The organism is Actinophytocola sp. (genome assembly GCF_036378875.1).
Lineage (GTDB): Bacteria > Actinomycetota > Actinomycetes > Mycobacteriales > Pseudonocardiaceae > Actinophytocola.
Window position 1 is genome coordinate 55,716 of the sequence record NZ_DASUVO010000098.1, and the last position, 23,553, is coordinate 79,268.

Annotated in this window: 25 protein-coding genes and 1 pseudogene; 18 read left to right on the forward strand and 8 right to left on the reverse strand. The window is 68.7% G+C overall.

The genetic code is table 11. The annotated features are described in order from the left end of the window. The first annotated feature begins 5 nt into the window (after positions 1-5). The 5 genes from VF106_RS27800 (at position 6) to VF106_RS27820 (ending at position 4,818) form a co-directional block, all read left to right on the forward strand. Positions 6-1,145 carry a transglycosylase SLT domain-containing protein gene (locus tag VF106_RS27800; RefSeq protein WP_330842804.1) on the forward strand — a complete coding sequence of 380 codons (1,140 nt, stop codon included), beginning with the start codon at positions 6-8 and terminating at the stop codon, positions 1,143-1,145. 52 nt (positions 1,146-1,197) lie between these two features. After that, complete coding sequence (locus VF106_RS27805) at positions 1,198-1,644, forward strand: MarR family winged helix-turn-helix transcriptional regulator (RefSeq protein ID WP_330842805.1); 447 nt, start codon at positions 1,198-1,200, stop codon at positions 1,642-1,644. 275 nt (positions 1,645-1,919) lie between these two features. Next, positions 1,920-3,374, forward strand: coding sequence for a DHA2 family efflux MFS transporter permease subunit (locus VF106_RS27810; RefSeq protein ID WP_330842806.1), 1,455 nt, complete (start codon positions 1,920-1,922; stop codon positions 3,372-3,374). Between the two features lie 14 nt (positions 3,375-3,388). Then, positions 3,389-4,528, forward strand: coding sequence for a pyridoxal phosphate-dependent aminotransferase (locus tag VF106_RS27815; RefSeq protein WP_330842807.1), 1,140 nt, complete (start codon positions 3,389-3,391; stop codon positions 4,526-4,528). 113 nt (positions 4,529-4,641) lie between these two features. Continuing rightward, positions 4,642-4,818: a hypothetical protein gene (locus tag VF106_RS27820; protein WP_330842808.1), complete on the forward strand. Its 177-nt coding sequence runs from the start codon at positions 4,642-4,644 to the stop codon at positions 4,816-4,818. On the opposite strand, the gene VF106_RS27825 is transcribed toward VF106_RS27820, so the two are convergent. Continuing rightward, positions 4,815-5,834, reverse strand: a complete 1,020-nt coding sequence (locus tag VF106_RS27825; protein ID WP_330842809.1) for a threonine aldolase family protein — start codon at positions 5,832-5,834, stop codon at positions 4,815-4,817. The genes VF106_RS27820 and VF106_RS27825 overlap by 4 nt on opposite strands. A gap of 168 nt (positions 5,835-6,002) precedes the next feature. On the opposite strand from VF106_RS27825, the gene VF106_RS27830 reads away from it, so the two are divergent. The 8 genes and pseudogenes from VF106_RS27830 to VF106_RS27865 form a co-directional block, all read left to right on the forward strand. Beyond that, positions 6,003-6,521, forward strand: a complete 519-nt coding sequence (locus tag VF106_RS27830; protein WP_330842810.1) for a SigE family RNA polymerase sigma factor — start codon at positions 6,003-6,005, stop codon at positions 6,519-6,521. A gap of 20 nt (positions 6,522-6,541) precedes the next feature. After that, a complete protein-coding gene (locus tag VF106_RS27835; RefSeq protein ID WP_330842811.1) occupies positions 6,542-7,294 on the forward strand; it encodes a hypothetical protein in 753 nt (250 codons plus the stop codon). Positions 7,295-7,312: 18 nt separating this feature from the next. Then, complete coding sequence (locus VF106_RS27840; protein ID WP_330842812.1) at positions 7,313-7,900, forward strand: TetR/AcrR family transcriptional regulator; 588 nt, start codon at positions 7,313-7,315, stop codon at positions 7,898-7,900. Between the two features lie 38 nt (positions 7,901-7,938). After that, complete coding sequence (locus VF106_RS27845) at positions 7,939-8,463, forward strand: RNA polymerase sigma factor (protein WP_330842813.1); 525 nt, start codon at positions 7,939-7,941, stop codon at positions 8,461-8,463. Further along, a complete protein-coding gene (locus VF106_RS27850) occupies positions 8,460-9,242 on the forward strand; it encodes a hypothetical protein (RefSeq protein ID WP_330842814.1) in 783 nt (260 codons plus the stop codon). The genes VF106_RS27845 and VF106_RS27850 overlap by 4 nt, the downstream gene beginning before the upstream one ends. A gap of 9 nt (positions 9,243-9,251) precedes the next feature. After that, positions 9,252-10,685 (forward strand): adenylosuccinate lyase, encoded by a 1,434-nt coding sequence (gene purB, locus VF106_RS27855; RefSeq protein WP_330842815.1) that lies wholly within the window; start codon positions 9,252-9,254, stop codon positions 10,683-10,685. A gap of 76 nt (positions 10,686-10,761) precedes the next feature. Continuing rightward, positions 10,762-11,571: an MOSC domain-containing protein gene (locus VF106_RS27860; protein WP_330842816.1), complete on the forward strand. Its 810-nt coding sequence runs from the start codon at positions 10,762-10,764 to the stop codon at positions 11,569-11,571. A gap of 476 nt (positions 11,572-12,047) precedes the next feature. Next, positions 12,048-12,225: pseudogene (locus tag VF106_RS27865) on the forward strand (ParB-like helix-turn-helix domain-containing protein); the annotation flags it as partial. Between the two features lie 260 nt (positions 12,226-12,485). Here the strand turns inward: VF106_RS27865 and VF106_RS27870 are convergent. Further along, entirely contained in the window at positions 12,486-13,295 is an 810-nt protein-coding gene (locus VF106_RS27870) for an SAM hydrolase/SAM-dependent halogenase family protein (RefSeq protein WP_330842817.1), read from the reverse strand. A gap of 120 nt (positions 13,296-13,415) precedes the next feature. On the opposite strand from VF106_RS27870, the gene VF106_RS27875 reads away from it, so the two are divergent. Then, positions 13,416-14,135 carry a DUF2334 domain-containing protein gene (locus tag VF106_RS27875; RefSeq protein ID WP_330842818.1) on the forward strand — a complete coding sequence of 240 codons (720 nt, stop codon included), beginning with the start codon at positions 13,416-13,418 and terminating at the stop codon, positions 14,133-14,135. A 15-nt stretch (positions 14,136-14,150) separates the two neighbouring features. On the opposite strand, the gene VF106_RS27880 is transcribed toward VF106_RS27875, so the two are convergent. After that, positions 14,151-15,638: an aldehyde dehydrogenase family protein gene (locus tag VF106_RS27880; RefSeq protein ID WP_330842819.1), complete on the reverse strand. Its 1,488-nt coding sequence runs from the start codon at positions 15,636-15,638 to the stop codon at positions 14,151-14,153. A 75-nt stretch (positions 15,639-15,713) separates the two neighbouring features. Between VF106_RS27880 and VF106_RS27885 the strand changes: the two genes are divergently transcribed. Continuing rightward, the gene (locus VF106_RS27885; protein ID WP_330842820.1) at positions 15,714-16,355 is read left to right on the forward strand and encodes an MBL fold metallo-hydrolase; all 642 of its coding nucleotides are present in this window, start codon (positions 15,714-15,716) and stop codon (positions 16,353-16,355) included. A gap of 4 nt (positions 16,356-16,359) precedes the next feature. Here the strand turns inward: VF106_RS27885 and VF106_RS27890 are convergent, their stop codons facing one another. Continuing rightward, complete coding sequence (locus tag VF106_RS27890; protein WP_330842821.1) at positions 16,360-16,983, reverse strand: NAD(P)-dependent oxidoreductase; 624 nt, start codon at positions 16,981-16,983, stop codon at positions 16,360-16,362. Positions 16,984-17,086: 103 nt separating this feature from the next. Between VF106_RS27890 and VF106_RS27895 the strand changes: the two genes are divergently transcribed. Beyond that, positions 17,087-17,458 carry a winged helix-turn-helix transcriptional regulator gene (locus tag VF106_RS27895; RefSeq protein ID WP_330842822.1) on the forward strand — a complete coding sequence of 124 codons (372 nt, stop codon included), beginning with the start codon at positions 17,087-17,089 and terminating at the stop codon, positions 17,456-17,458. Here the strand turns inward: VF106_RS27895 and VF106_RS27900 are convergent. The 3 genes from VF106_RS27900 to VF106_RS27910 all read right to left on the reverse strand — a co-directional run bounded on the left by VF106_RS27900 (position 17,453) and on the right by VF106_RS27910 (position 21,102). After that, the gene (locus VF106_RS27900) at positions 17,453-18,295 is read right to left on the reverse strand and encodes a hypothetical protein (protein WP_330842823.1); all 843 of its coding nucleotides are present in this window, start codon (positions 18,293-18,295) and stop codon (positions 17,453-17,455) included. The two genes, VF106_RS27895 and VF106_RS27900, sit on opposite strands and share 6 nt — an antisense overlap. Before the next feature lie 215 nt (positions 18,296-18,510). Further along, complete coding sequence (locus VF106_RS27905) at positions 18,511-20,070, reverse strand: GMC family oxidoreductase (protein WP_330842824.1); 1,560 nt, start codon at positions 20,068-20,070, stop codon at positions 18,511-18,513. Between the two features lie 21 nt (positions 20,071-20,091). After that, entirely contained in the window at positions 20,092-21,102 is a 1,011-nt protein-coding gene (locus VF106_RS27910) for an NAD-dependent epimerase/dehydratase family protein (RefSeq protein WP_330842825.1), read from the reverse strand. Positions 21,103-21,313: 211 nt separating this feature from the next. On the opposite strand from VF106_RS27910, the gene VF106_RS27915 reads away from it, so the two are divergent. Together VF106_RS27915 and VF106_RS51020 are read left to right on the forward strand one after the other, a co-directional pair. After that, positions 21,314-22,009 carry a DUF433 domain-containing protein gene (locus tag VF106_RS27915; protein WP_330842826.1) on the forward strand — a complete coding sequence of 232 codons (696 nt, stop codon included), beginning with the start codon at positions 21,314-21,316 and terminating at the stop codon, positions 22,007-22,009. Beyond that, entirely contained in the window at positions 22,006-22,458 is a 453-nt protein-coding gene (locus tag VF106_RS51020; RefSeq protein WP_414639071.1) for a PIN-like domain-containing protein, read from the forward strand. Before VF106_RS27915 ends, VF106_RS51020 begins: the two co-directional genes overlap by 4 nt. A gap of 67 nt (positions 22,459-22,525) precedes the next feature. Here VF106_RS51020 and VF106_RS27920 read toward each other — a convergent pair whose 3' ends face one another. After that, positions 22,526-23,446, reverse strand: coding sequence for an SMP-30/gluconolactonase/LRE family protein (locus tag VF106_RS27920; RefSeq protein WP_330842827.1), 921 nt, complete (start codon positions 23,444-23,446; stop codon positions 22,526-22,528). Positions 23,447-23,553: the final 107 nt, after the last annotated feature.

Sequence of the window (23,553 nt, forward strand, 5' to 3'; positions counted from 1 at the left end):
ACACAGTGGGTTCGGCGGAGACCCTGGCCGGCTACGACGGCGGCAGCGCGGTCACCACAGCCGTGGCGAAGATCAAGGACGCGGACGCGGCGGCCGTCACCACCGCGGCGAACCGGCTGTCCACCGCCGCGAGCAACGTGTCGTCCTACAGCGGCGAGGTCGCCGGCAGCGTCATCACGCTCGACGCGGCGTGGGAAGGCAGCTCCGCGGACGGGTTCGTCAACTACATGAACCGGTTCAAGACAGCCGGCTCGGACATCGGCACCGCGATGACCAACGCCGCGAACGCCCTCACCGGCGCGGCCAACGCCATCACCGCCGCCAAGAGCTACATCTCCACCCGCTGCGACCAGGCACTCTCCGACATCCGGACGTGGAGCGACAGCCACCCGACCGCCACACCCGACGAGTTCGACGCGATGACACGCGGTGTGTGCGCCGGCGCCGCCGCCGACATCAACACCCACCTCGAAGGCACCGAGCAGACGCTCAGCTCCGCGCTGAGCACCATCAACACCAGCAAGTCGCCGGCCACCACGTTCTCCGCGCTGCCACAACCGAACACACAGCCGTTCACACCGCAGACCGGCCAGCCGATCGAGTGGATCGAGACACCGCCGGCATCGACGAACCCGGCCAACAGCGACCAGCCGCCCGCCCAGGAGAACAAGACCAACTCGGGCAGCTCCTCCGGTGGAGGCAGTGGAGGCAGTGGTGGCGGAGGCAGTGGTGGCGGCGGGGGCGGCCTCGGCCCGTCCGGCGGCCCACCCGCCGGCGGCCCGCCACCGGGCAACGTGCAGGAATGGATCAAGCAGGCGATCGAGATCCTCCGGCAGAACGGCATCAACGTCAGCGAGGCCGACGCCCAGCGGATCTGGCAGATCATCCAGCACGAGTCGGGCGGCAATCCATCAGCGATCAACAACTGGGATTCCAACGCGGCGAAGGGGACGCCGTCGAAGGGGTTGATGCAGTGCATCGACCCGACGTTCAACTCCTACAAGCTGCCGGGGCGCAACGATATCTGGAACCCGGTGGACAACATCTGCGCCGGCGTGAACTACGCCATCTCGCGGTACGGCTCGCTGGCGAACGTGCCGGGCATCAAGGCGACTGCGTCGGGCGGCTCGTACGTCGGGTACTGATTGGTTGGTCACGAGATTATCTATTGCGGACCTATCGGCGTAACCTGGAGGTATGGATCTCGCGTTCCTGCTGGCCCACGCAAGCCATGTGCTGTCGACCGAGCTGACCGCCGAGCTGGCCAGCCAGGGAATCACCCCGAGGGGCCAGTGCGTGCTGTCCGCGGCGCTGGAAGGTGAGCGAACGCAGATCCAGCTGGCGGAGGCATGCCAGCTCGACAAGACGACGATGGTCGTCACCGTCGACGAGCTGGAGAAGGCCGGCATGGTGGAGCGGCAGATGTCGCCGACCGACCGGCGGGCGCGGATCATCGCGGTGACCGAGTTGGGGCGGAAGGTCCACAAGGCCGCGCAGGACGTGGTGGCCAGGGTCTACGAGGACGTGTTGTCGACGCTGCCCGACGAGGAGCGCGCCGCGTTCCTGTCCGGCCTGACCCGGCTGGTGGAGAACCGCCTGTCCACGCCGGTCGCCTGCCAGCGTGCCCCTCGCCGTCGCATGTGATCGCGCGACTGGACCATTCGTGCCGGCAGTCTCCCGGTTTTGTCAGTGCCCGCGGATAACGTGCTCGCGAGCGATCAGGCAAAGTCGTTTGCGCTGGTCAGCGATGTACGGGGATGCTGTTCACAGTGCCGTGGGGGTATCGGGCGTCAGTCGTACTCGTGACCTCGCGCGCAACCGAATTAGTCCCGTTGTAGTCAATCCCACTGTGGATCGTCTGAAACGAGACTATCTGCTACGGTCGCTCCTGTAGCTGAACAACCAGGAGGCGGCTCCACATGTCCCATACCGTTGGTCAACAACGAGACTCACGGTGGTTCGCGCTCGTCGTGCTGTGCGCGGGAATGCTGATGATCATCCTCGACGGCACGATCGTGAACGTCGCTTTACCTGTCATCCAAGCTGATCTCGACTTCTCCCAGTCCGGCCTGGCCTGGGTGATCAACGCCTACCTCATCCCCTTCGGAGGCCTGCTGCTTCTCGCCGGCCGCACCGGGGACCTGATCGGTCGCAAGCGCATGTTCCTCGGCGGCCTGTCGGTCTTCACCGCGGCCTCGCTGCTCTGCGGCCTCGCCACCAGTCAGGGGCTGCTCATCGCGGCGCGGTTCGTCCAGGGGGTCGGCGGCGCGATGGCCGCCGCGGTCATTCTCGGCATGATCGTCACCATGTTCCCGGAGAAGGGGGAACAGGCCAGGGCGATCGCTGTCTTCAGTTTCGTCGCCGCGGCCGGGGGTTCGATCGGTCTGCTCGCCGGTGGTGTACTGACCGAGGCCATCAGCTGGCACTGGATCTTCTTCGTGAACGTGCCCATCGGCGTGGTCGCGTTCGCGCTCGCCCTTCGCAGCGTGCCGGGCGAGCGGGGCGTCGGGCTCCGCGAAGGCGCGGACGTCCTCGGCGCGGCACTCGTCACCGGCGGTCTGATGCTCGGCGTCTACACGATCGTGAAGGCCGCCGACTACGGCTGGGGCTCGACCCACACGCTGCTGTTCGGCGCGGGCGCGGTCGTGCTTCTCGTCGGCTTCGTCGCACGTCAGGCCACGAGTGCCAAACCGCTGCTGCCGCTGCGGATCCTGAAGAACCGCAACGTCGCGGGTGCCAACCTCATCCAGGTGCTCATGGTCGCCGGCATGTTCGGCATGTTCTTCCTGGGTGCGCTCTACCTGGAGAGGGTTCTCGACTACGACCCGCTGCAGATCGGTCTCGGGTTCCTGCCCGTGGCGGTCGGCATCGGTGGTCTGTCACTTGGCGCCTCGGCCCGGGTCAACGCCCGGTTCGGGGAGCGGAACGTGCTGATCGGCGCGCTCCTGCTGGTGGCGGCCGGGCTCGCCCTGTTCACCCGCGCGCCCATCGACGCGAACTATTTCGTCGACGTGTTCCCGGCGGTGACGCTGATGGGGATCGGGGCGGGGCTCGGCTTCCCCGCCATGATGACCCTCGCCATGTCCGACGCCACGAAGGACGACTCAGGCGTCGCGTCGGGCCTGGTCAACACCACTCAGCAGGTGGGTGGCGCGCTGGGGCTGGCGGTTCTTGCCACCGTGGCAACGAGCCACACGAACGGGTTGGTCGCCGAGGGCAGCCCGGTCGTCGAGGCCATGACCAGCGGTTACCGGGTCGCGTTCGGCATCTCCGCTGGCCTGGTCGCGCTGGCGGCGCTCCTCGCGGTCACCGTGCTGCGCCAGCCGAAGGTCAGCGTGGAACAGGAGGAGTTGGTGCCCGTCACGATCGGGTGATGCAGGCTGGTGGCATGTTGAATGTCGCCGCCCGTGCACACATCCCGCCGTTTCACGTGATGGACGTGCTGTCCGCGGCCAACGCCCGTCAGCGCGCCAAGGGGGACGTGGTGTCGCTGGTCGCCGGACAACCGTCGGCCGCGGCACCACGCGCCGTTCTCGACAAGGCGGCCGATTCCCTGCCCGGCTATCTCGGCTACACCGAGCAACTCGGCATCCCGGAGCTCCGCGAGGCCATCGCCCAGCACTACGACCAGCGGTACGCCCTCGAGGTCGACGCGTCGGAGGTCGTCGTCACGACGGGCTCGTCCGGCGGTTTCCTGTTGGCGTTCCTCGCCGCCTTCGACGTCGGCGATCGCGTCGCGCTGACCCGTCCCGGCTACCCCGCCTACCGCAACATCCTCACCGCGCTCGGCTGTGAGGTCGTCGAGCTGCCGTGCGACGCCAGCACCCGGTTCCAGCCCACGGTCGCCATGATCGAGGACGCCGGGCCGCTCGACGGGCTGATCGTCGCCTCCCCGGCGAACCCGACCGGCACGATGCTGCCCGCCGGTGAGCTGGCGGCCATCGCCGGATGGTGCGTGGACCGCGACGTCCAGCTGGTCAGCGACGAGATCTACCACGGCATCGCGTACGGCGCCGACCCGCCGGCCTCCGCGTGGCAGTTCTCCCACGAGGCCATCGTGGTCAACTCGTTCTCCAAGTACTTCGCCATGACCGGCTGGCGGCTCGGCTGGCTCCTCGTCCCGCAGCGGCTCTTCCGTGCCGTCGACTGCCTGACCGGGAACTTCACGCTCTGCCCGCCGACGCTGTCCCAGCACGCGGCGACCGCCGCGTTCCAGTACACGGAGCTCGACGCCCTCGTCGACCGCTACCGGACCAACCGGGACGTGCTGGTCGCGGGTCTGGGGAAGCTGGGCATCGAGGTCGCCCCGGTCGACGGCGCGTTCTACGCCTACGCGGACGTCTCCCACCTCACCACCGACACCATGGCCTGGTGCCAGCGCATCCTCGCGGAGACCGGCGTCGCGATCGTTCCCGGGATCGACTTCGACCCCGTACTCGGTCACCGTTTCGTCCGGATCTCGTTCGCCGGGCCGGCACAGGACATCGAGACGGGCCTGGAGAGGCTGGGCAACTGGCTCGCCCCCTGAGACGAAACCCGTGAATTTCCCCGATGCCCAGGGCGATCGCCGGTGGTTGACTGAGGGAACCGCCGGCGACCGCCAGCCGTTCAGCTGGTAGCCCGGTTCAGGGGAGGTAGGAAATGCAGACGCTACTGAAGATCGCCGGGGCGATCCTCGTCATCTGGGCGGCCTTCTGGATGATCGGCCTCGTGCTCAAGGCCGTGGGCTGGTTGCTGGTTGCCGCGGCGGTCGTGACCATCGGGTATGTCGGCTACAAGGCCGTCACGAGTGGTTCGGAGCGCAAGCAGATCCGTTAGCCGTGAAACTTCGCGACCCGTGACAGGACCTCGTCGACGTCCCGGGCCGTGAGGTCACGATGTGGGATGAACCGCACCTGCCCGCCGATCGGCGCGGCGAGCACGCCGACCCGCTTGAGCGCGCCCAGCGTCACGTCGACGTCGGGCGTCGCGGCAAGCACGATGTTCGTCTCCGGCTGGTTGACCTCCCATCCGAGGTTGGCCAGCCCTTCGGCGAGCTTCCTGGCATTGGCGTGGTCGTCCAGCAACGATGGGATCCGGTCCAGCGCGACCAGTCCGGCGGCGGCCATGATCCCGCCCTGCCGGACACCGCCGCCCAGCATCTTCCTGACCCGTCGTGCCTCGGCCACGAACGCGTCCGAACCGCCGACCAGGCCGCCAATTGGCGCGCCGAGTCCCTTGCTCAGGCACACCTGAACGGTGTCGACGCCGACCGTGAGCGCGGCCGGCGGCACGGACAGGGCCACCGACGCGTGCCACAGCCGTGCCCCGTCCAGGTGGACCTTCAGGCCGACGTCTCTCGCGGTGGCGACCAGCTTGGCGTGTTCGTCCGGCGGGGTGACCGTCCCACCGGCCGCGTTGTGCGTGTTCTCCAGGCATAACAGCGTGGTGCGTAGCTTGTAGTACGGGCCGCTCCGTGCGGTGGCACGCACCGCCTCGACCGGCAGCCGACCCGGCCACGCACCCCAGTCGACGGCCTCGGGCATGCCGCCGGACAGCCACACGGACGCGCCGAGTTCGTCGTCCAGCACGTGCGCGCCCTTCGGCGCGAGGAACCGGTCGCCTCTCTGCAGGTGGATCATCAACGCCACGAGGTTGCCCATGGTCGCGCTCGGCACCCACAGCGTGGCCTCGACGCCGAGCAGGTCGGCGGCCCGCTCCTCGAGCGCACGCATCGTGGGGTCTCTGTCGAGCACGTCGTCGCCCACCTCGGCGCGCGCCATGGCCAGTCGCATGGATTCATCCGGTTGGGTGACAGTGTCCGAACGTAGATCGATCTCCCGCACTTTGGTCACGATCTGATCACACCACACCCGGGCCGGCACGTCCTGACGGGCATCCCCCGTCTGAGGCATGGCCTCGCCCGCTCCGGGGGGTGGCGTACGTCACGTACCTGGGGCATGCAACCTTAGACGCGACACGTTCCGTCCCCCATTCGCAGACGACGAGCGGAGAGAGTCCGCGTGGATCAGCGCGACGAGAAGGACTTCGCGGAGTACTTCGCGGCTCGGCGTGACGCCGTGCGCAGGTCCGCGTACCTGCTGTGCGGTGACTGGCATCGCGCGGACGACCTCGCGCAGACCGCGTTCGTCGCGTTGCACCGGAGATGGCGCAAGATCCGGGACCGTGGGGCCCTGGACGCCTACGTGCGGAGGACGGTGGTGCGCGCGGCGATCGACGAGTCCCGGCGACCATGGCGGCGGGAGCGGTATGTCGAGGAGATGCCGGACACGCCGCAGCCAGACGGCGAGGTGGGCGACTCCGTGGCGACCAGGTCCGCGCTGCTCGCCGGTCTGCGGGCGGTGCCGCCACGCCAGCGTGCGGTGCTCGTCCTCCGGTACCTCGAAGGGCTGGACGTCGCGGCCACGGCCGAGGCGCTCAAGTGCTCGGAAGGCACCGTGAAGAGTCAGACCGCCCGAGGGCTGACCGCGCTGCGGGAGGCGCTCGGGGACACGCTCGACGACCTCAGGTCGGCATCATGAGTGGAGAAGGAGGTGGCGGAATGGATGAGAAGAAGCTTGCTGAGCTGCTGAAAGAGGCGGTCGCCGATACCCCGCCACCGACCTTCACGCAGAGTGACATCACCAGAGAGTCAGAGCGACAGCGCGTCCGTCGCCGGAACGGGTTACTCACAGGTTCCGCCTTTGGTGTGGCGGTGTTGGCGGGCGCGACGGCGCTCGGCGTGGCATTGTGGACAGGGCCGAGGTCGGCGTCGGATGTAACGAGTGCGGAAAGCGTCGCATCAAGCGGTAACGGAAACGCTGCTCCATACGAGTTACCAGACGAGGACAGTGCAGCCGACGCGCCTGCAGAGCGTGGCGGCGAAAACAGCTTCCCGTCTGAGGGGCCCAAGCAGGGGGGTCCCTCGACAGGGAACGGCGGGCCTGCGGGGCCCGCCAGCACTCCTAGTGGGTGCGAACAGGTGGACCGGGAGCTCGCTGCTGCCCTCGCGGGCGAGCTCCCGGCCGCCGCCAACATCGAAGCCACTGATGCGTCGCCGGTCGTTCTGTCCTGCCCCGCAGGTGGCCGTGGCGCCACCTTCGATCTGCCCAACGGTCAGCTCAGCGTGCTGCTGTCGCCGCCGGGTTCGATGGAAGGCCTCGCGCTGGCCCCGCCGGGCGGTGCCGAGGCCACCGCGCGAACCAGCACAGGCGCGCAGGTGTTCGTGGTGAGTACGTCGTCGCCGGAGAGCGGCAGTGTCCCGTACGAGTCCGACCTGAGTCGCTTCGCCACCGCGATAGCCGAACGGAACTGAGCCGTACGATTCCTCGGCATGACGGCCGCCAGCACCCCGAAAGGCGAGCGGCGTCGCCAGGCACTCGTGGAGGCCGCGGCGACGCTGCTGGTCGAAGGCGGCTTCGAGGCGGTGCGGCACCGCGCGGTCGCCGAACGCGCCGACCTGCCGCTGGCGTCCACCACCTACTACTTCGACTCGCTGGACGAGCTGGTCACGGCCGCCGTCGAGCACCATTCGCGTGCCGAGCTGGTCCGTGGCCACGCGCTGTTGGAGGAGCTGCCGGCCGAGAAACGGGACCTCGACTCGGTCATCGAGCTGGTCCTCGACCAGCTGCTCGGCCCTCGGGCCGGCGAGCGGGACGCCGAGTTGGTGCTGCTCCGCTACGAACGGCTGGTGGCGACGTTCCGCCGGCCCTACCTGCGTCCACTGATGCGCACGCTCGGCACCGAGCTACGCAGCCTCCTGCACGAGGTCTTCACCCGATCAGGCACTCCGGTGGACGCCCTTCGCCTTGAGCAGCTCATCGCGCTCGTGGACGGCGCCGTGGTCAACGCGTTGATCGAGGTCAACCCGGACCCGCGCGCGGTCGCCCACCGGATGCTCCGGGACTCGTTGCAACCCTGATCGCCCCCGCGTCGTGGGTAACGGGCGGAAGGGGGCGCATGCGACAGCCCGACGAGGAGAGTTTCCGCCGGTTCGCGGTCGAGCACGCCGCACGACTGCGCAGGTCGGCGTACCTGTGCTGCGGCGACTGGCATCTCGCGGAGGACCTGATGCAGGCCACGATGATCAAGATCTACCGGGCGTGGTCACGGGTGCAGAAGGACGACAGCCTGGTGAACTACAGCCGCACCGTCCTGCTACGCACCTGGCTGGACGAGAAACGTCGGCCGTGGCGCCGCTCCGAGCAGTCGTCGGCGGCGGTGCCGGAGCAGGTCGACGAGGCACCCGGACCGGCGGACAGCCCGGACCGGTTGTGGGCGCGGGAGCTCGTCCACAAGGGACTGCTCCGCCTGCCGCCACGGCAGCGCGCGGTGCTGGTCCTGAGGTACTTCGACGACCTGTCCGTCGCCGAGACCGCCGAGGTCATGGGCTGTTCGGAAGGGACCGTCAAGTCACAGACGGCCCGTGGCCTCGACGCGCTGCGGGCGTCGGTGTCGCGACTGGTGGGGAGGGTCGCATCATGAGCGAGGAAGACGTGCGTGGCGGACTGCGGGACGCCGTCGCCGACGAGCCACCGCTGGACTTCGACGCGGACGTGCTGGTCGCCACGGCCCGCCACCAGGTCGGCCGTCGGCGGGCGCTGATCGGGGTCGGCGTGGCGACGGTCGCGGTCGCCGTCGCTGCGGTGGCCCTCCCGGCTGTGTTCGGTCGTGGCCAGGCACCGGTCGCGGACCGACCGGCATCGACGGCCACGACGACGTCGCCCCCCACTCGGGTCCCGAGCACGGTGTCGCCGGAGACGCCCTACCGGTACACGGCCGATGAGCTGCGCCGTCGCAGCCAGCAGATGGCGAGTCACCTGCGGCGAGCGGTGCCGACGGTGGTGCGTGAAGGGTGGGGGTTCGATTTCGGCGAGTTCGGTGGAGAGGCGGCGGGCCACTTCTACGACGGACAGAACTACGTGAACGCGCCGGTCGGCTTCACCATCGACGGCTCGCGGTACTCGATCTTCGTCACCACCTGGGTATCCGGCGTCGCGGACCCGTCACCCGCCACGGTCTGCGCTGTCGCGTGCAAGCAACTGGGTGAGAAGGACGGCGGGCAGCTCGTGAGCACCACCGACAACCTCGAGGCCCAGACCATCCGGACCGTGTACCACTTCCGGAAGAACGGGAGCGTGGTCCAGATCTCCGTGTACAACTACGACATGGCGGGCGAACCGCCGCCGGTCTACATGCCGACGATCCCGGTGACCCTCGACCAGCTGACGACGCTCGCGACCGACCCCGAACTGGGACTCTAGGCTTGGGGGGTGACGTCGAAGCCCCGCATCCCGAACGTTCTGGCCGGCCGCTACGCCTCGGTGGAGCTCGCCGAGCTGTGGTCACCGGAGCACAAGATCGTCCTGGAACGCCGGTTGTGGCTCACCGTGCTGCGTGCACAGGCCGAGCTCGGCATCGGCGTCCCCGACGGGGTGATCGACGACTACGAACGAGTGATCGACCAGGTGGACCTGGCGTCGATCGCCGCGCGCGAACGGGTGACGCTGCACGACGTCAAGGCCCGCATCGAGGAGTTCAACGCGCTCGCCGGTCACGAGCACGTGCACAAGGGCATGACGTCCCGGGACCTCACCGAGAACGTCGAGCAGCTGCAGATCCGCAGGTCACTGGAGCACATCCGGAGCCGCACGGTCGCGATGCTCGCCCGGGTGGCGACACTCGCGACCGAACACAGCGAGCTGGTGATGGCCGGCCGATCCCACAACGTTGCCGCGCAGGCCACCACGCTGGGCAAGCGGTTCGCGTCCGCTGCGGACGAGCTGCTGGTCGCGTTCGAGCGCCTGGACAGCCTCGTCGAGCGCTACCCGCTGCGGGGGATCCAGGGCCCGGTCGGCACCGCGCAGGACATGCTGGACCTGCTGGGCGGCGACCACTCCAAGTTGGACACGCTGCAGCGCACCATAGCCAGCTACCTGGGCTTCTCCCGCGTGTTCGACAGCGTGGGACAGGTGTACCCGCGGTCGCTCGACTACGACGTCGTGTCCGCCCTGGTGCAGATCGCCGCCGCCCCGTCGAGCCTCGCGAAGACAATTCGCCTGATGGTGGGACACGAACTGGCGACCGAGGGCTTCCGCCCGGGCCAGGTGGGCTCGTCGGCCATGCCCCACAAGATGAACACCCGATCGAGTGAACGCGTGAACGGCTTCGCGGTGATCCTCCGCGGCTACGCCTCCATGGTCGGCGAGCTGGCCGGCGACCAGTGGAACGAGGGCGACGTGTCGTGCTCGGTGGTCCGCCGGGTGGCCCTGCCGGACGCGTTCTTCGCACTGGACGGTCTCGTCGAGACCTTCCTGACCGTGCTCGGCGAGTTCGGCGCGTACCCGGCGGTGATCAACCGCGAACTGGACCGCTACCTGCCGTTCCTGGCGACGACGAAGATGCTGATGGCCTCCGTGCAGGCCGGCGTCGGCCGCGAAACCGCACACGAGGCGATCAAGGAACACGCCGTGGCGGTCGCACTGGCCATGCGCGAGCAGGGCGTGGAACGCAACGACCTGCTGGACCGTCTGGCCGCGGACGACCGGATCCCGTTGGACAGGGCACAGCTGGATGCCTTGTTGGCGGATCGCCTCCCGTTCACCGGCGTGGCGAGCGCCCAGGTGGCGTCGGTGGTGAAGCGGGTGTCGGACGTGGTCGCCCGCTTCCCGGAGGCGGCGGCGTACGCCCCCGGGGCCATCCTGTGATCCTGCGGTACACCGCACCCCCACACTGCGGGAAACCCCACTGTTCCTCGCCACGGTCGCCACTACTCTCGCTTTCGTGGCAACCGTCTCCAACCTGATCCTGTACCCCGTCAAGGGCTGCGCCGGCTCACCGCTCACGCGTGCCGAGGTGCTGCCCACCGGAGTGCTGCACGACCGCACGTTCATGTTCGTCCGCGAGTCGGACGGCGTGTTCCGCAGCCAACGCAGCACACCGAAACTGTCGATCATCCGCCCGGAGCTGACAGTGGAGGCCGACAAGCTCACGCTGTCCGCCCCGGACCTCCCATCGATAGCACTGGACGTGAGCACCGAGGGCCGCCGACTGACGGTGGAGATCCACGGCGTCTGGCGAGGTAAGGCCGTCGACCAGGGCGACGAGGTGGCCGAGTGGGCCAGCACGCTGGTCGGCGAACCGCTCCGGCTGGTACGCGTGGCCCCGGATCACGAACGCGCGGTCGACGACTGGCACGGCACCATCACGTTCACCGACTCGACCGCACTGCACCTGACGTCGCTGTCGTCTTTGGACGACCTGAACGCCCGCATCCTCGAAAAGGGCGCGGAGCCAGTCCCCATGGAACGGTTCCGGCCGAACATCGTGATCAAGGACTGGACGGTCCCGTACACAGAGGACGACCTCCGCGACTTCACGATCGGCACGGCACGCCTCCGCTGGGTCAAGCCAGACGTCCGCTGCAAGGTAACCATGGTGGACCAGCCCACCGGCACCTCAGCCGGCCCCGAGCCCTTACGCACACTGGCGGACTACCGCCGAGAACCAGACGGCGGCGTGAGCTTCGGCATCAAGGTTGCGGTGACCACCCCGGGTGAAGTGCAGATAGGAGATGAGTTGACTGCCCTCTGAGGTCTTCGCTGGACGGCTTGGCGGGTGGTCCGGGGCGGCCCGGGGCCGGGGCGGGGGTCGGGGACGCCCCGGCGGTCGGGTGGGCCGGGGAGGTTGGGCGGCTGAAGGGCCTGGGGTGGCCCCAGGGGCGGCCCCGCGGGCGGTCCCTCGGGGCGGGGGCCTGGGGAGCAGGTGGACCGGGGAGATTGGGCGGCTGGAGGGCCTGGGTGGCCTGGTTGCGGGAGGTGCAGGTGGTTGGGGGAACAGGTACCTTGCCGGCCACACGCCACTCGCTCAGCACCCACGCATGACGGTCTCCGTGTCCGGTTTGGCGGCTAGGGCAACACCCAGCTACCCGCATCGCCGCGCCGCCGACGGCCCAACGAGATCGCGGCGTTTGCGCGAGGAAGGTGCCGTCTCATGACTGTCACCGTGACGACCGACGGTCCTATCCTCCCCCGCGCCACCCGCTCAGGTGCCGACCCGCGTCACCCGCGCACGACGGGCTGGCCTCTCGCATCGGGCGCAGTCGGCCGGCCATCACCAAACACGATCCAACTGCTGAAGCTCCCCCTCGCGGTGCAGCGCCGGGTCGCGGCAGGTGTCCTGTCGTCCGGGCACGCCCGCGGTCTGCTCAGCCTCGAGGACGCCGGACACCAGGAAGAGCTAGTTGCCTGCGGTCTCGGCCGCCTGGTCGCGCGCGACCCTCCGCCACCGAACCTCTCCACGCCGCCCAGCCACACCTACTCGTCTTGTCTGCGTCACACGGCGCGACCGCCATCCGCGCCACCTAATCCTCCGGCGTCGCCCGCCTGCCCATCCCCCCCGGCCGTCCGTCGACTCGCGCCACTCGACCGCTCGGCTTCCAGTTCACCGGTTCCTCGATGCTCCGGGGCACGAACGCGACAGGGGTTTCGTGCCAGGCCCGCCACCCGTTATCTGGCGAACAGGACCCAGACCGGGTCCCCGACCGAGCCGCCGAACTCGCGGGCCGCTGAGCCTTCGTTGATTGCCAGTGCCACCCGGCCACTTGAGTCGACGTACACAATCAGTCCTTCGGGGCCCGCGTCGTCGAAGGTGCGGCCGACGGTGGCGTTTGCTGAGCGGCCGTTGATGTTGGCGTGCGCCATGGCGCCGAGGTTGGCACCACAGGCGTCGAAGTCGGCGCCTGTTGCCGCCAGTTGGATGTTGCCGAACGTGTCTATGTACTGGATCTCGGTGGTCAACTTTCCTGGTTCCACCGTCGTCTCCGGTTCGGGTAGTCGCACGAGCGTCGCCGGATCGACCGCTGGTCCGAAATGCTCTGGCGTTACCCCGGCGGCCAGGTGTGCGGCGGCGGGTGCGAACACGTCTCGGCCGTGGAACGTTGCCGACACTGTCGAAAGCCGGTACGTGGGCTCGGCCAGCTCGTAGGCGGCACGCACGCCGCCGAGCACCTCCGCCGCCGGCACCAGCAGACCGTTGTCCGGGCCGACCAGCACGCCCTCCGCCGCGACGAGCACGACACCTCGCCGATCGGTCCCCACCCCCGGATCGACCACCGCCAGGTGCACCGCCGGTGGCAGGTATGGCACAGCCTGTGCGAGGACACTGGCGCCACGCCGCACGTCCTGTGGCGGCACCGTGTGGCTGATGTGGATGACGCGTGGCCCGCCCGCGATCCGCGCGATGACTCCTTCGCAGATCCCGACGAAGCCGTCATCGATCCCGTAGTCCGTCGTGAACGAGATCCAGTCGTAGCTCATTGCCAAACCCTACGTTCCGGCAAACCGGATGGTGGCCCGCATGAATTCCGGGTGAAACCGTGGCGTAGTTCGGCAACACGTCACTTTCGTGTCAGTTCGGCGTCATGCGCGCATGTCGTCATGGGATTCGTGACCGCTCAACTGATGGTGTCACTGTCCGGGATCAACGCATGGACCCTTGACCACAGCGCCGACCTGAGCACGGAACTCGCGGCTCGTGGTGTGCCGTTCTCGATGCTGGTGGCCCCGAAGATCGCGGGCGCCGACCAGCCGGGCATGGTGCTGACCTGGGTGCGTGAGCAACAAACCGCCGGCAACGCGCTGCTCCAGCACGGCTACGACCACCCGGCCGACCCGAAGACACGAACAATACGCCGGCGAGCCGAGTTCGCCTCTCTCCCGGCCCACGAGGCGAAACTTCGCCTGACCGCCGCCGCGACGGCGATGGAACGCCTGAACCTCAGGACCGACGCGTTCGTCCCACCCCGTTGGGTGGCATCGCCCGGAACCCTGCTCGCGTTGCGTCACAAGGGCTTCGCGACGTGCGCGGACCTGATGGGTGTCCGTGACCTCCGCGCCGACACCGTCCACAGAGGACGAGTGCAGGGCTTCGGGTTCGGTGACCGAACCGAGCCGTGGTGGTGCTTCGCGCTCGTGATGGGCGCTTCGCGTGCGGCACGCAAAGGTCACCTGGTGCGCCTTGCGGTGGACACCACGGACCTCGCCCGTTCAGGACCTCGGCAGGCCCTGTTGGACGCAGTGGACATCGCGCTCCACCACGGCGCCACCCCGATCACCTACCCCGCGCTGGTCGCTCAGCTTCCTGCCCGCGCGGCCTGACCACACGGCCAGGGCTCAGCGGCGTTTGCCGTGGAGCAGGGTGATCAGCTTGGCGACCGTCGCGTCGGTTTTCGCCGTGCGGCTGAACGTGGTCAGCACCAGCGGGGCGCGGAAGCGTTGCCGGGCGATCGCCTTCGGACGGGCGAACTCCTTCAGGCCCTCCGGGCCGTGGATCCGGCCGAAGCCGGACTCGCCGATGCCGCCGAACGGGAGCGACGGGATGCCGGCGAAGGAGATCACGCTGTTCACCGCGGTCATGCCCGACCGGAGGCGGCGGGCCAGTTCCATGCCCCGCCGCTTGGCGAACACCGTCGACGCCAGGCCGTACTTCGAGTCGTTGGCCCTGGCCACCGCCTCGTCCATGTCGGCGACCTTCGCGATGGTCAGCGTCGGGCCGAACGTCTCCTCGCGGACCGCCGCCGAGTCCTCCGGCACGTCCACCAGGACCGTCGGCTGCACGAACCGGTCGCCGACCGCCTTCTCGCCACCCACCAGCGCGCGGCCGCCGCGTGCCAGGGCGTCCTTGATGTGCCGCCTGATGATCTCCAGCTGGCCCGGCATGGTGATCGGGCCGATCTGCGCCTCCGGGTCGTCGCCGGCCCGGACGTCATTCGCGATCTTCACGACCTTGGACACGAAGTCGTCGTACACCCGTTCGTGCACGTAGACCCGTTCCACGCCGACGCAGGTCTGGCCCGCGTTCGACATGCCGCCCCACACCGCGGCGTCGGCCGCCGCGTCCAGGTCGGCGTCCGCGTCGACCAGCAGCGCGTCCTTGCCGCCAGCCTCGATCAGCACCGGGGTCAGGGTCTCCGCGCACGCGGCCATGATCTTCTTGCCGGTGGCGGGCGAGCCGGTGAACGCGAGCTTGTCGACGCCTGACCGGCACAGTGCCGCACCCGTCGCGCCGAAGCCCGTGACCAGCTGGAACACCGGATGCTCCGGCACGACCTCGGCGAAGCTCTCCGCCAGCCACCGCCCGACGCCCGGCGTGTACTCGCTGGGCTTGAACACCACCGCGTTGCCGGCGGCCAGCGCGTACGCGATCGAACCCATTGGCGTGAACACCGGGTAGTTCCACGGCCCGATCACGCCGACGACGCCGAGCGGCTGGAACTCGACCGACGCCGCCTGGTTCGCCATCAGCAGACCGGCCGGACGCCGTTTGCGGCCGAGGACCTTCGACGCGTGCTTCGCGGCCCAGGCCGTGTGGTCGATCGCCAGCACGATCTCGAGCATCGCGTCGGCGTGCGGCTTGCCCGTCTCGGCGTGCACGACCTCCGCGAGCTGCGCGGCTCGCCGGGTGATCACGCCCTTCCAGCGCTGCAACAGCTCGGCCCGCCCGGCGAACCCCAGGCCGGCCCACCACTGGGCCGCGTCGCGGGCCCGTGCCACCGCGGCCTCGACATCCTCGGCGGTGTGAACCGGATACGTGCCGACGACCTCGTCGGTCGCGGGGTTGAGCGAGTTGAACGTGTCCTGCTTCGCTTGGACGGCGGTCATTACTGGCCTCCCTGCTGACAGTGCTGACGCCCACGTTACTCGGCGGTAGCGTTCGTCGCGACTAGCCTGGTCCGTGTGGAGATCGTTCACTTCGGACATTCGTGTGTCCTGCTGTCCACGGACTCGGCGCGCCTGCTGTTCGACCCGGGCGTGCTGTCCAGCGACTTCGAGTCGGTCCGCGAGCTGGACGCCATCCTGATCACGCACCAGCACTTCGACCACCTCGACGTGCAACGCCTGCCCGCGCTGGTCGCGGCCAACCCGAACGCGGCGCTGGTCGTCGACGAGGACACCGTGCCGGAGCTCGAAAAGGCAGGTCTCACCCCAACGGCGGTCGCTCGGCCAGGTGACACCCTCACCTTCGCGGGCGCGGCCATCAGTGTGGTCGGCGGCCGGCACGCGACGATCCACCCGGACTTCGCGATGCCGACGAACGCGGGCTACGTGGTGGACCACGGCGCGTTCTACCACCCCGGCGACGCGCTCTTCGTGCCCGAGCAGAGGATCGACGTGCTCGGGCTGCCGATGAGCGCGCCGTGGCTGAAGACGAGCGAGGCCATCGAGTTCGCGCGCGCTGTTGGGCCGAGGGTGGCGGTGCCCATCCACGAGGCCCTGCTCACCGAGGTGGGCTTCCAGGTTCAGCAGAACTGGGTGACCCGCATGGCGCCCGACGCCGAGTTCCGGGTGCTGCCCCGCGGCGAGTCGGTCACGCTCTGAGACATCACGCGTCGCGGACGATGATCGCGGCGCGCGGGTGCTGGGGAGTTTCGATCTCGTCGAGCAGGGCGATGGCGAAGTCGGCGTAGGAGATCCGGCTGTCGGGGTCGCCGTGCTCAGCGATCCGGTACCGGCCGGTGCGTGAGCCGTCGTGGTCGAAGTCGCCCGCGGGGGCGACGTAGGTCCAGTCGAGGTCGCTGGCACGGAGCTCGTCGAGGCCAGCCGCGTGGCCGAGATAGAAGTCGCGGTACTCGTTCGGGTAGCCGGGCTCGTCCATCATGAGCGCGCCGGACGCCCCCGGCATGATCGACGCCAGACCGACCACCACCAGGCGCCGCACCCCGGCCTTCGTCAGGCCGGTGTTCAGGGCGCGGGACGCCGTCGTGAAGAAGTCCTGCGGTGCCACGGACAGATCCACGGCAGCGCTGATGGCGACGTCGTGCCCGACGCTTGCCTGCGCGATATCCGCCGTGTCCACGACGTCCCCCGGAACGACCCGAACGTCGGTCAGGGTGCTGTGGCGGGCGGGATCACGCACCACGGCGGTGACCTCGTGGCCGCGCCGGCGTGCTTCCGCGACGGCCCGCCGACCCGCCCGACCGCCGGCGCCGAAGATCACGATTTTCATCCCGAGAACGTCCTCTCACCAGGGCCGGAGCGTGTTGCCCAGCCGGTGGGCCGACGCTATCGAGACCCCCGGTTACCAGCCGGATACCAGCTATCGTGAGTTCGTGAGAGAACCCCTGCCCGCCGACATGTTCGACGAGCTGTGCCCGTCCTCGCTCAACCCGATCCGGTTCGGCGACAAATGGGCCGGGCTCGTGATCCGCTGCCTCGAACACGGGCCGCGCCGGTTCTCCGAGCTGCGCGTGCCGCTTCGCCGCGTCACGCCCAAGGTCCTCACCCAGTCGCTGCGGTCCCTCGAACGTGACGGGCTGGTCAAGCGCACCGTCCACGCCGGGGTCGGCCCGCACGTCGAGTACGAGCTGACCCCGGTGGGCCGCAGCATGCTGGTGCCCATGGCGGTGGCCTGTGCATGGGCGGCGGAGCACTGGGACGAACTGCTCGACGCCCGCGAGGCATACGACGGCGTGGAGCTATGACGGTTCGGCGTTGGCCATTTGCGGGGTGCGGGTCGGCCTGTTCCGTAGCTCGTCCGTTTGCACGAGCCAGAACACCCCGAACTCGACGATCAACAATACTTCCACGGTGAGAACCGCGTAGCGGTTGCCAGCCGCGTAGAGCAGGGCACAAACAACGACGGTCAGCGCCATACCGAACGCCATGATGGTGTACCGGTTCCACCAGATGCTCTCATTGCGCTTCGTCGCGAAGTCGACGGCGTTGAACCAGGCCACCACGATAATGCCCGCGAAAAGGAGAATCGCCGCCGTGGTGTGACCGTACTGGAAGAACCAGTCGCGCCGCTCGAAGAAGATCACGAGCCCGATGACGAGCAGGACGAGCGTCACGGCGAGCGTCCGCTTGGCGAAGCCGCTGAGTTGATCTTCTGGTCGAAGCCACCGTATCCGCCAGGCGGCGATCGCCACGACTATCGCGGTCACCAGCACCGCGAGCACGTTGTTCGTCACGCTGTCGGCGAGGAGGGAGTTGTCGGGGGGTGGGGCGTGGGGAGGCGCGCCGGTCAGGTCGGGCCCGGTCGGCACGAACGCGACGATGAACGCCATGAAACCCGAGTAGTCGAGTACCGCGTTCTCTTTGTCGGTATTTCCGCGGTAGGCGATGAGACATACGCCGATCGCGCACAATGCGCCGACGAACACGCTTGACGCGGGTGAGTGGTAATAATCGCTGATCGAGTAGAGGCAACAGTCCGAGCTGAACATCTCTGTCGCGATCGCGATGAGAAGCATTAATGTCAGCGCGACAAGGCCGAACCGCAGGGCTAGATAGGTTTGCCTGGTGTTGTTCTCGTTCATGGCGGGACCTGCCTGGAGTCGTGGCCGGACACCTCGTTCGGCGACTTCCACCAAGGTCGCCGGTCCCGAACGCGACCGTAAGCCCGGAGGAGCAGGTTCACCCGCTAGGGGTGGCCTGTCCACACCTGTGGACAGGCCTGTGGATGATTCGAACTGGCGTTCACAAGTTGTCCACACCTGTGGACAACTCTGGGGATGAATCGAACGTGCGTTTGCTACCGCATGCTAGAACGGCCCCTGACCAGGTCCGCTGCCTTCTCGGCGACCATGATCGTCGGAGCGTTCGTGTTGCCTCGGGGGACCTTCGGCATCACCGACGCGTCGACTACCCGCAAACCGTCGATCCCATGCACACGCAACGTCGGATCCACCACCGCGTGTTCCCCGGTCCCCATGGCACATGTCCCGACCGGGTGATACAGCGTCTGGGTGTGTGCCCGGACCTGGTCGACCAGTTCGCCGTCGCTCAGTAGGAACCGCCCCGCCAGGTACTTCGCGAGCGGACCTTCGGCGGCGACCTCGGTCAGCGTGCGCAGCGCCGACACCATCGCGTCCATGTCCACCGGTTCCGCGTAGTAGGCGGGATCGATCATCGGGCGCCAGCGTGGGTCCGCCGAACGCAGCCACAACCGGCCCCGCGACGCCACGTCCACGAGCGTCGCGCCCGCGGTGAACCCGGCCACCGAGGGCTCGCGCAAACCGTTGTCGTAGAACAAGGTCGGTGCCACGTGCACCTGCATGTCCGGCGCCGGCAAGCCGTCCCGGGTGTGGAAGAAGGCGCCCGCCTCACCGACGTTCGACGCGAACGGACCGCTGCCCGTCGCCTGCCAGCGCATCAGCCGGCCCGGTGTGGCCAGCGACGTCAGGTCGGTCGTGCCCTTGGTGCGCCAGAGCATGGGCACGGCCGGGTGGTCGTGCAGGTTCTCCCCGACGCCGGGAAGGTGCGCGACCACGTCGATGCCCAGCTCACGAAGGTGCGTCGCCGGGCCGACCCCGGACAGCATCAGCAGCTGCGGCGAGTTCACCGCGCCACCGGACAGCAGGACCTCGGTCGACGCGCCCACCTCGTGCTCGACGCCGTGCCACGAGTACGCGACCCCGACCGCACGGCTGCCCGTGAAGAGAATCCGGTTCACCAGCGCGGCCGTCCGGACGGTCAGGTTGGACCGGGTCAGCGCGGGACGCAGGTAGGCGTCCGCGGTCGACCAGCGCCTGCCCCGCCGGCACGTCACCTGGTAGAGGCCCGCGCCCTCCTGTGTCGCCCCGTTGAAGTCGTCCGTCGGCTTCATGCCCGACGCGACGGCCGACGCCACCCAGGCGTGGGACAACTCGTGGGTGTACCGGCGATCCTCGACATACAGCGGACCGTCCACACCGTGCAGCGGTCCCGCGAGCCGTGTGTTGTGCTCGGACCGGATGAAGTACGGCAGCACCTCGTCCCACGACCAGCCCGCCGGCCACGCGTCGTAGTCCGTGCGGTTGCCACGGATGTAGATCATCGCGTTCATCGACGAGCAGCCGCCGAGCATCTTCGCCCTCGGCCAGTACGCGCTGCGGTCACCCAGGTGTTTCTGCTCGACTGTCTCGTAGTTCCAGTCGAAGCGCGTCTTGAACAGCGTCGAGAACGCGAGTGGGATGTGTGCCTCGTCGACGTCGTCCTCGCCGCCCGCCTCCAGCAGGAGGACCCTGGCCGACGGGTCCTCGCTCAGCCGGTTCGCGAGCACGCACCCGGCACTGCCAGCGCCGATGACGACATAGTCGAAGGTTTCGGCCATCCCCCGAGCGTGCCACCTCCGCTACAGCTTGGCGAGTACCTCCTTCTCCTCGTCGAGTGACAACCCGGCCCTCCGCTCGCGGTCCAGACCCAGTTCACGCTCGTGGGCGAGCGCGTCGGCCACCGCGTCGGCGAACGGACGCACCGGCATACCCGCCTCCAGCGACGGCGTCGGGTCGTGCGTCTTGAACCCTTCGTGTTCCGCCGGCACCCACAGCGGGAGCGACCGCGGCCCACCCCAGGAGTTCACACCCGCCTCCGCGAGTTGCTCCGAGGTCGCCTTGACCAGCTCGCCGTCGAACCCGACGGCCGCCGCGATGTCCTCGAGCACCGTGTTCGTCGGCCGGTGCGGCCCGATGGCGTCGAAGGTGCCACCCAGCCGCTTTTCGCCGGCATCGACGATCCAGGTCGCGAAGTCCTTCACGTCGATCATCTGGATCCGCTGGTCGGGGACGTCCGGCACGAGCACCCGCCCGCCGCGCGCGAACCGGCCGGGCCAGTAACCGAAACGGTCACTGCGATCCCACGAGCCGGTGATGAGTCCCGGGCGCACCACAAACGCACGGTCACCCATCGCGGCAAGCACGGCGTTCTCGCTCGCGACCTTGATGCCGCCGTACAGCGCCACCCCGTCCTCGCCGGCGGCCGCCATCTCCTCGCGGGTCGAGTGCTGCTCCAGCGCGGGGACGAGCGGACCGGTGGCCGGCGTCTGACCCGGCGTCCGGACATCCGAGTACACGTTGATCGTCGACACGAACGTCCAGTGCGCGGCCCGCTCGCCGAACGCCTCGAGCGCGCGCCGCACCCACGGGTAGGACAGCGGCGACACGTCCACCACCGCGTCGAAGCTCTCGGCGGCGAGCGGGGCGAGCCCGTCCTCGGCATCCCGGTCGACCTTCACCAGCGTCGCACCAGCCGGCACCGCCCCGGACTCACCCCGCGCCGCACACACGACCTCATGACCACGCCGCACCGCCTCGGCGGCGACAGCGTGCCCAACGAAAATGGTTCCTCCGAGCACGAGAATCCTCATGCGGTCACCCTGTCCTGCCGGCAGGGCAGGGTGCCAGCGATCTCGCGCTGAGCGAACGATCAAGGCCAGCGCGAGCCGGGTTCCCGACGCAACCACTCTGGGTCGCAGTTGTTCACCTAACGTGTGATGGTTCCTGCGCACGCGGGTGGATCAGCGAATCGGATGGGGGCTGGTGGGCAACCGGCGTGGGATCATCGCGAGTGTGGGAAGCATGGGTGATGTCGTGTCGCTGATGGACCGCCCCGTGTACACATACCCGCAGGTCGATCGGGTGTTGGGGCTGACCAAGGGGACGGCGTCGCGGTGGCTGAACGGCTACCGGCGCGAGGGGGTGTGGTACGCGCCCATTCTGCGCGCCGAGCAGAAGACGAGCAGGTGGGTGACCTGGGGAGAGTTCGTCGAGGCGCGCCTGTTCGCTGGCTACCGCGACGTCAATCGCATCCCGGTACCACAACTCCGTCGTGTGGTGGAGGTGCTGCGGGAGAGGTTCGACCGCACATATCCCCTGGCGAACGCGGCGCCGTACGTGCGGGCCGCCGGTCGCCGCATGCTGTGGAAGGCGCAGGAAGAAGCAGGGCTGCCGGGCATGTTCGGTGAAGAGGTGACCGGGCAACTGCTACTTGCCCCATGGGTCGAGCAGTTCGTGGCGTCCGCCCAGTTCGATGAGGAACACGAGGGCGACGTTGCCGCGATTCGACCAGATCCGGACTTTCCTGTTGTGCGACTCGACCCGTACCTGCGCGGCGGCGAGCCCGTCATGGACGGCCACAGCGTCCGCGTCTCGACCATCGCGGGCCTGGTGCGCGCTGGCGAACATCCCGCCGACGTCGCTGAGTGGTACGACCTGACCGAGGACGACGTTCGCCAAGCCGTGAACTACGACCGGCTCCACGCACGCATCGCGTGACCGGCAGGCCACGAGTTCCTGATCTGGACAAGGTCAGGTTCTTTGTCGACGAGGACCTTGCTGGAGTCGGCCTGGGCCTGATGCGGTTACGCAACGATGTGGTGACCGGGTCACACGAGCCCGTCAAGGATCTCATTCCTCGCAAGGATGAGGAGTGGATTCCCGAGGTCGCTCGGCGCGGGTGGGTCGTGATCACGGCAGACCGTCATATCCGCACGCGTTTATGCGAAGCCTCAGCAGCCCTGGCGAACCAACTGCGGTGCGCGTGTCTACGCCCACCCGCTCGGGACGCGTCACGCTGGGACTTCGTCCGTCTCCTCGCCGCGCATTGGGATGCGGTGGAGCAACTATGCGCTCGTACCAATGCGGGCTGGCTCGAAGTCAAAATGCTTCGTACCCGACATCGGGATTACCAGGCGGGAAGGCCACTGCGCCTACCACCTGGGTAGATGCGAACAAGACCCGGCGACTCTCCGAGACGGAGATGGATCGTCGGGCCTTGTCCGTCGCAAGGGTTCAGAGGCGGCGTAGCACGAAGTCCGTTGCCGTGCCGCCTGTGAGGAGCCGATCGATCCGGCCGTCCACGACGTAGGTGCCGTACGGGGTGTCCGCGGCTGTCGTCGGGGCCGGGTCTGGCCATGATGTCGTGCGGAACGGGATCGCGGCGTGGCCGGTGAGTGCGACTTCGTGTACCGCGACCGTGCTGCCTGGCAAGCCGGCGAGTGCGTTGGTGACCACGACCAGCGTGCCGTCGCGGCGTAGAACCATGCCGTCCGCGCCGATCAGGGGTTTCGGCTGCCACAACTCGGTCAGGCGTCCGCCTTGCAGGCGAAAGAGCTTCCCGGTCGAGTAGTTGGCGATCACCAGGTAGCCGCCGGGGTGCCACACGATCCCGTTCGCGCCGATCGACGGGCCGAGACGTGGGTCGGTGCTCAGCGTCGTCACGCGGCCGGCGACGTCCACGCGGTAGACGGCGCCCGCGCCCGTGTCGGTCACGTATGCGTTGCCGGCCGGGTCGAGTGCGACGTCGTTGGCCGCGTGGCCTTCGCCGGACAGGTCGATCAGCTGCTCACGTACCCCGGTCGCCAGGTCGTACACGGCGACGAAGCTCGGGCCGGGGGCCATCGGGCTACCGACGGCCGCGACGATCCGGCCGCGGGCGGCATCGACCTTGAAACCCACGAGCCCCGGCAGGTCCGGGTCGGACACCACCGTTCTCGCCACGCCGTCCCGGCCCACGGCCGAGATCAGCGCGGGTTGGTGGAGCGAGCCCACCAGCAGCGACCGTCGTGTCGGATCCCACGCGACCCCTTCGGGGAACAGGTTCTCCGCCGCCGGCTGGAGTACCGGTGGCAGGCCGCGGGTGGTGGCCGCCGCGCCGGTTGGTGCGCCGACCAGTCCGGCCACCAGTGCGGCGGTGATGAGAAGTGAACGCAACATTGCCTCCTTTGATCAGGACCGATCCTGTCCGTGGCAAGCGCGGTTACCCAGTCGTCCGTGCAACCCTGGGTCTGGCAGACCCAGGCTAGGAACCTGGCTGACCG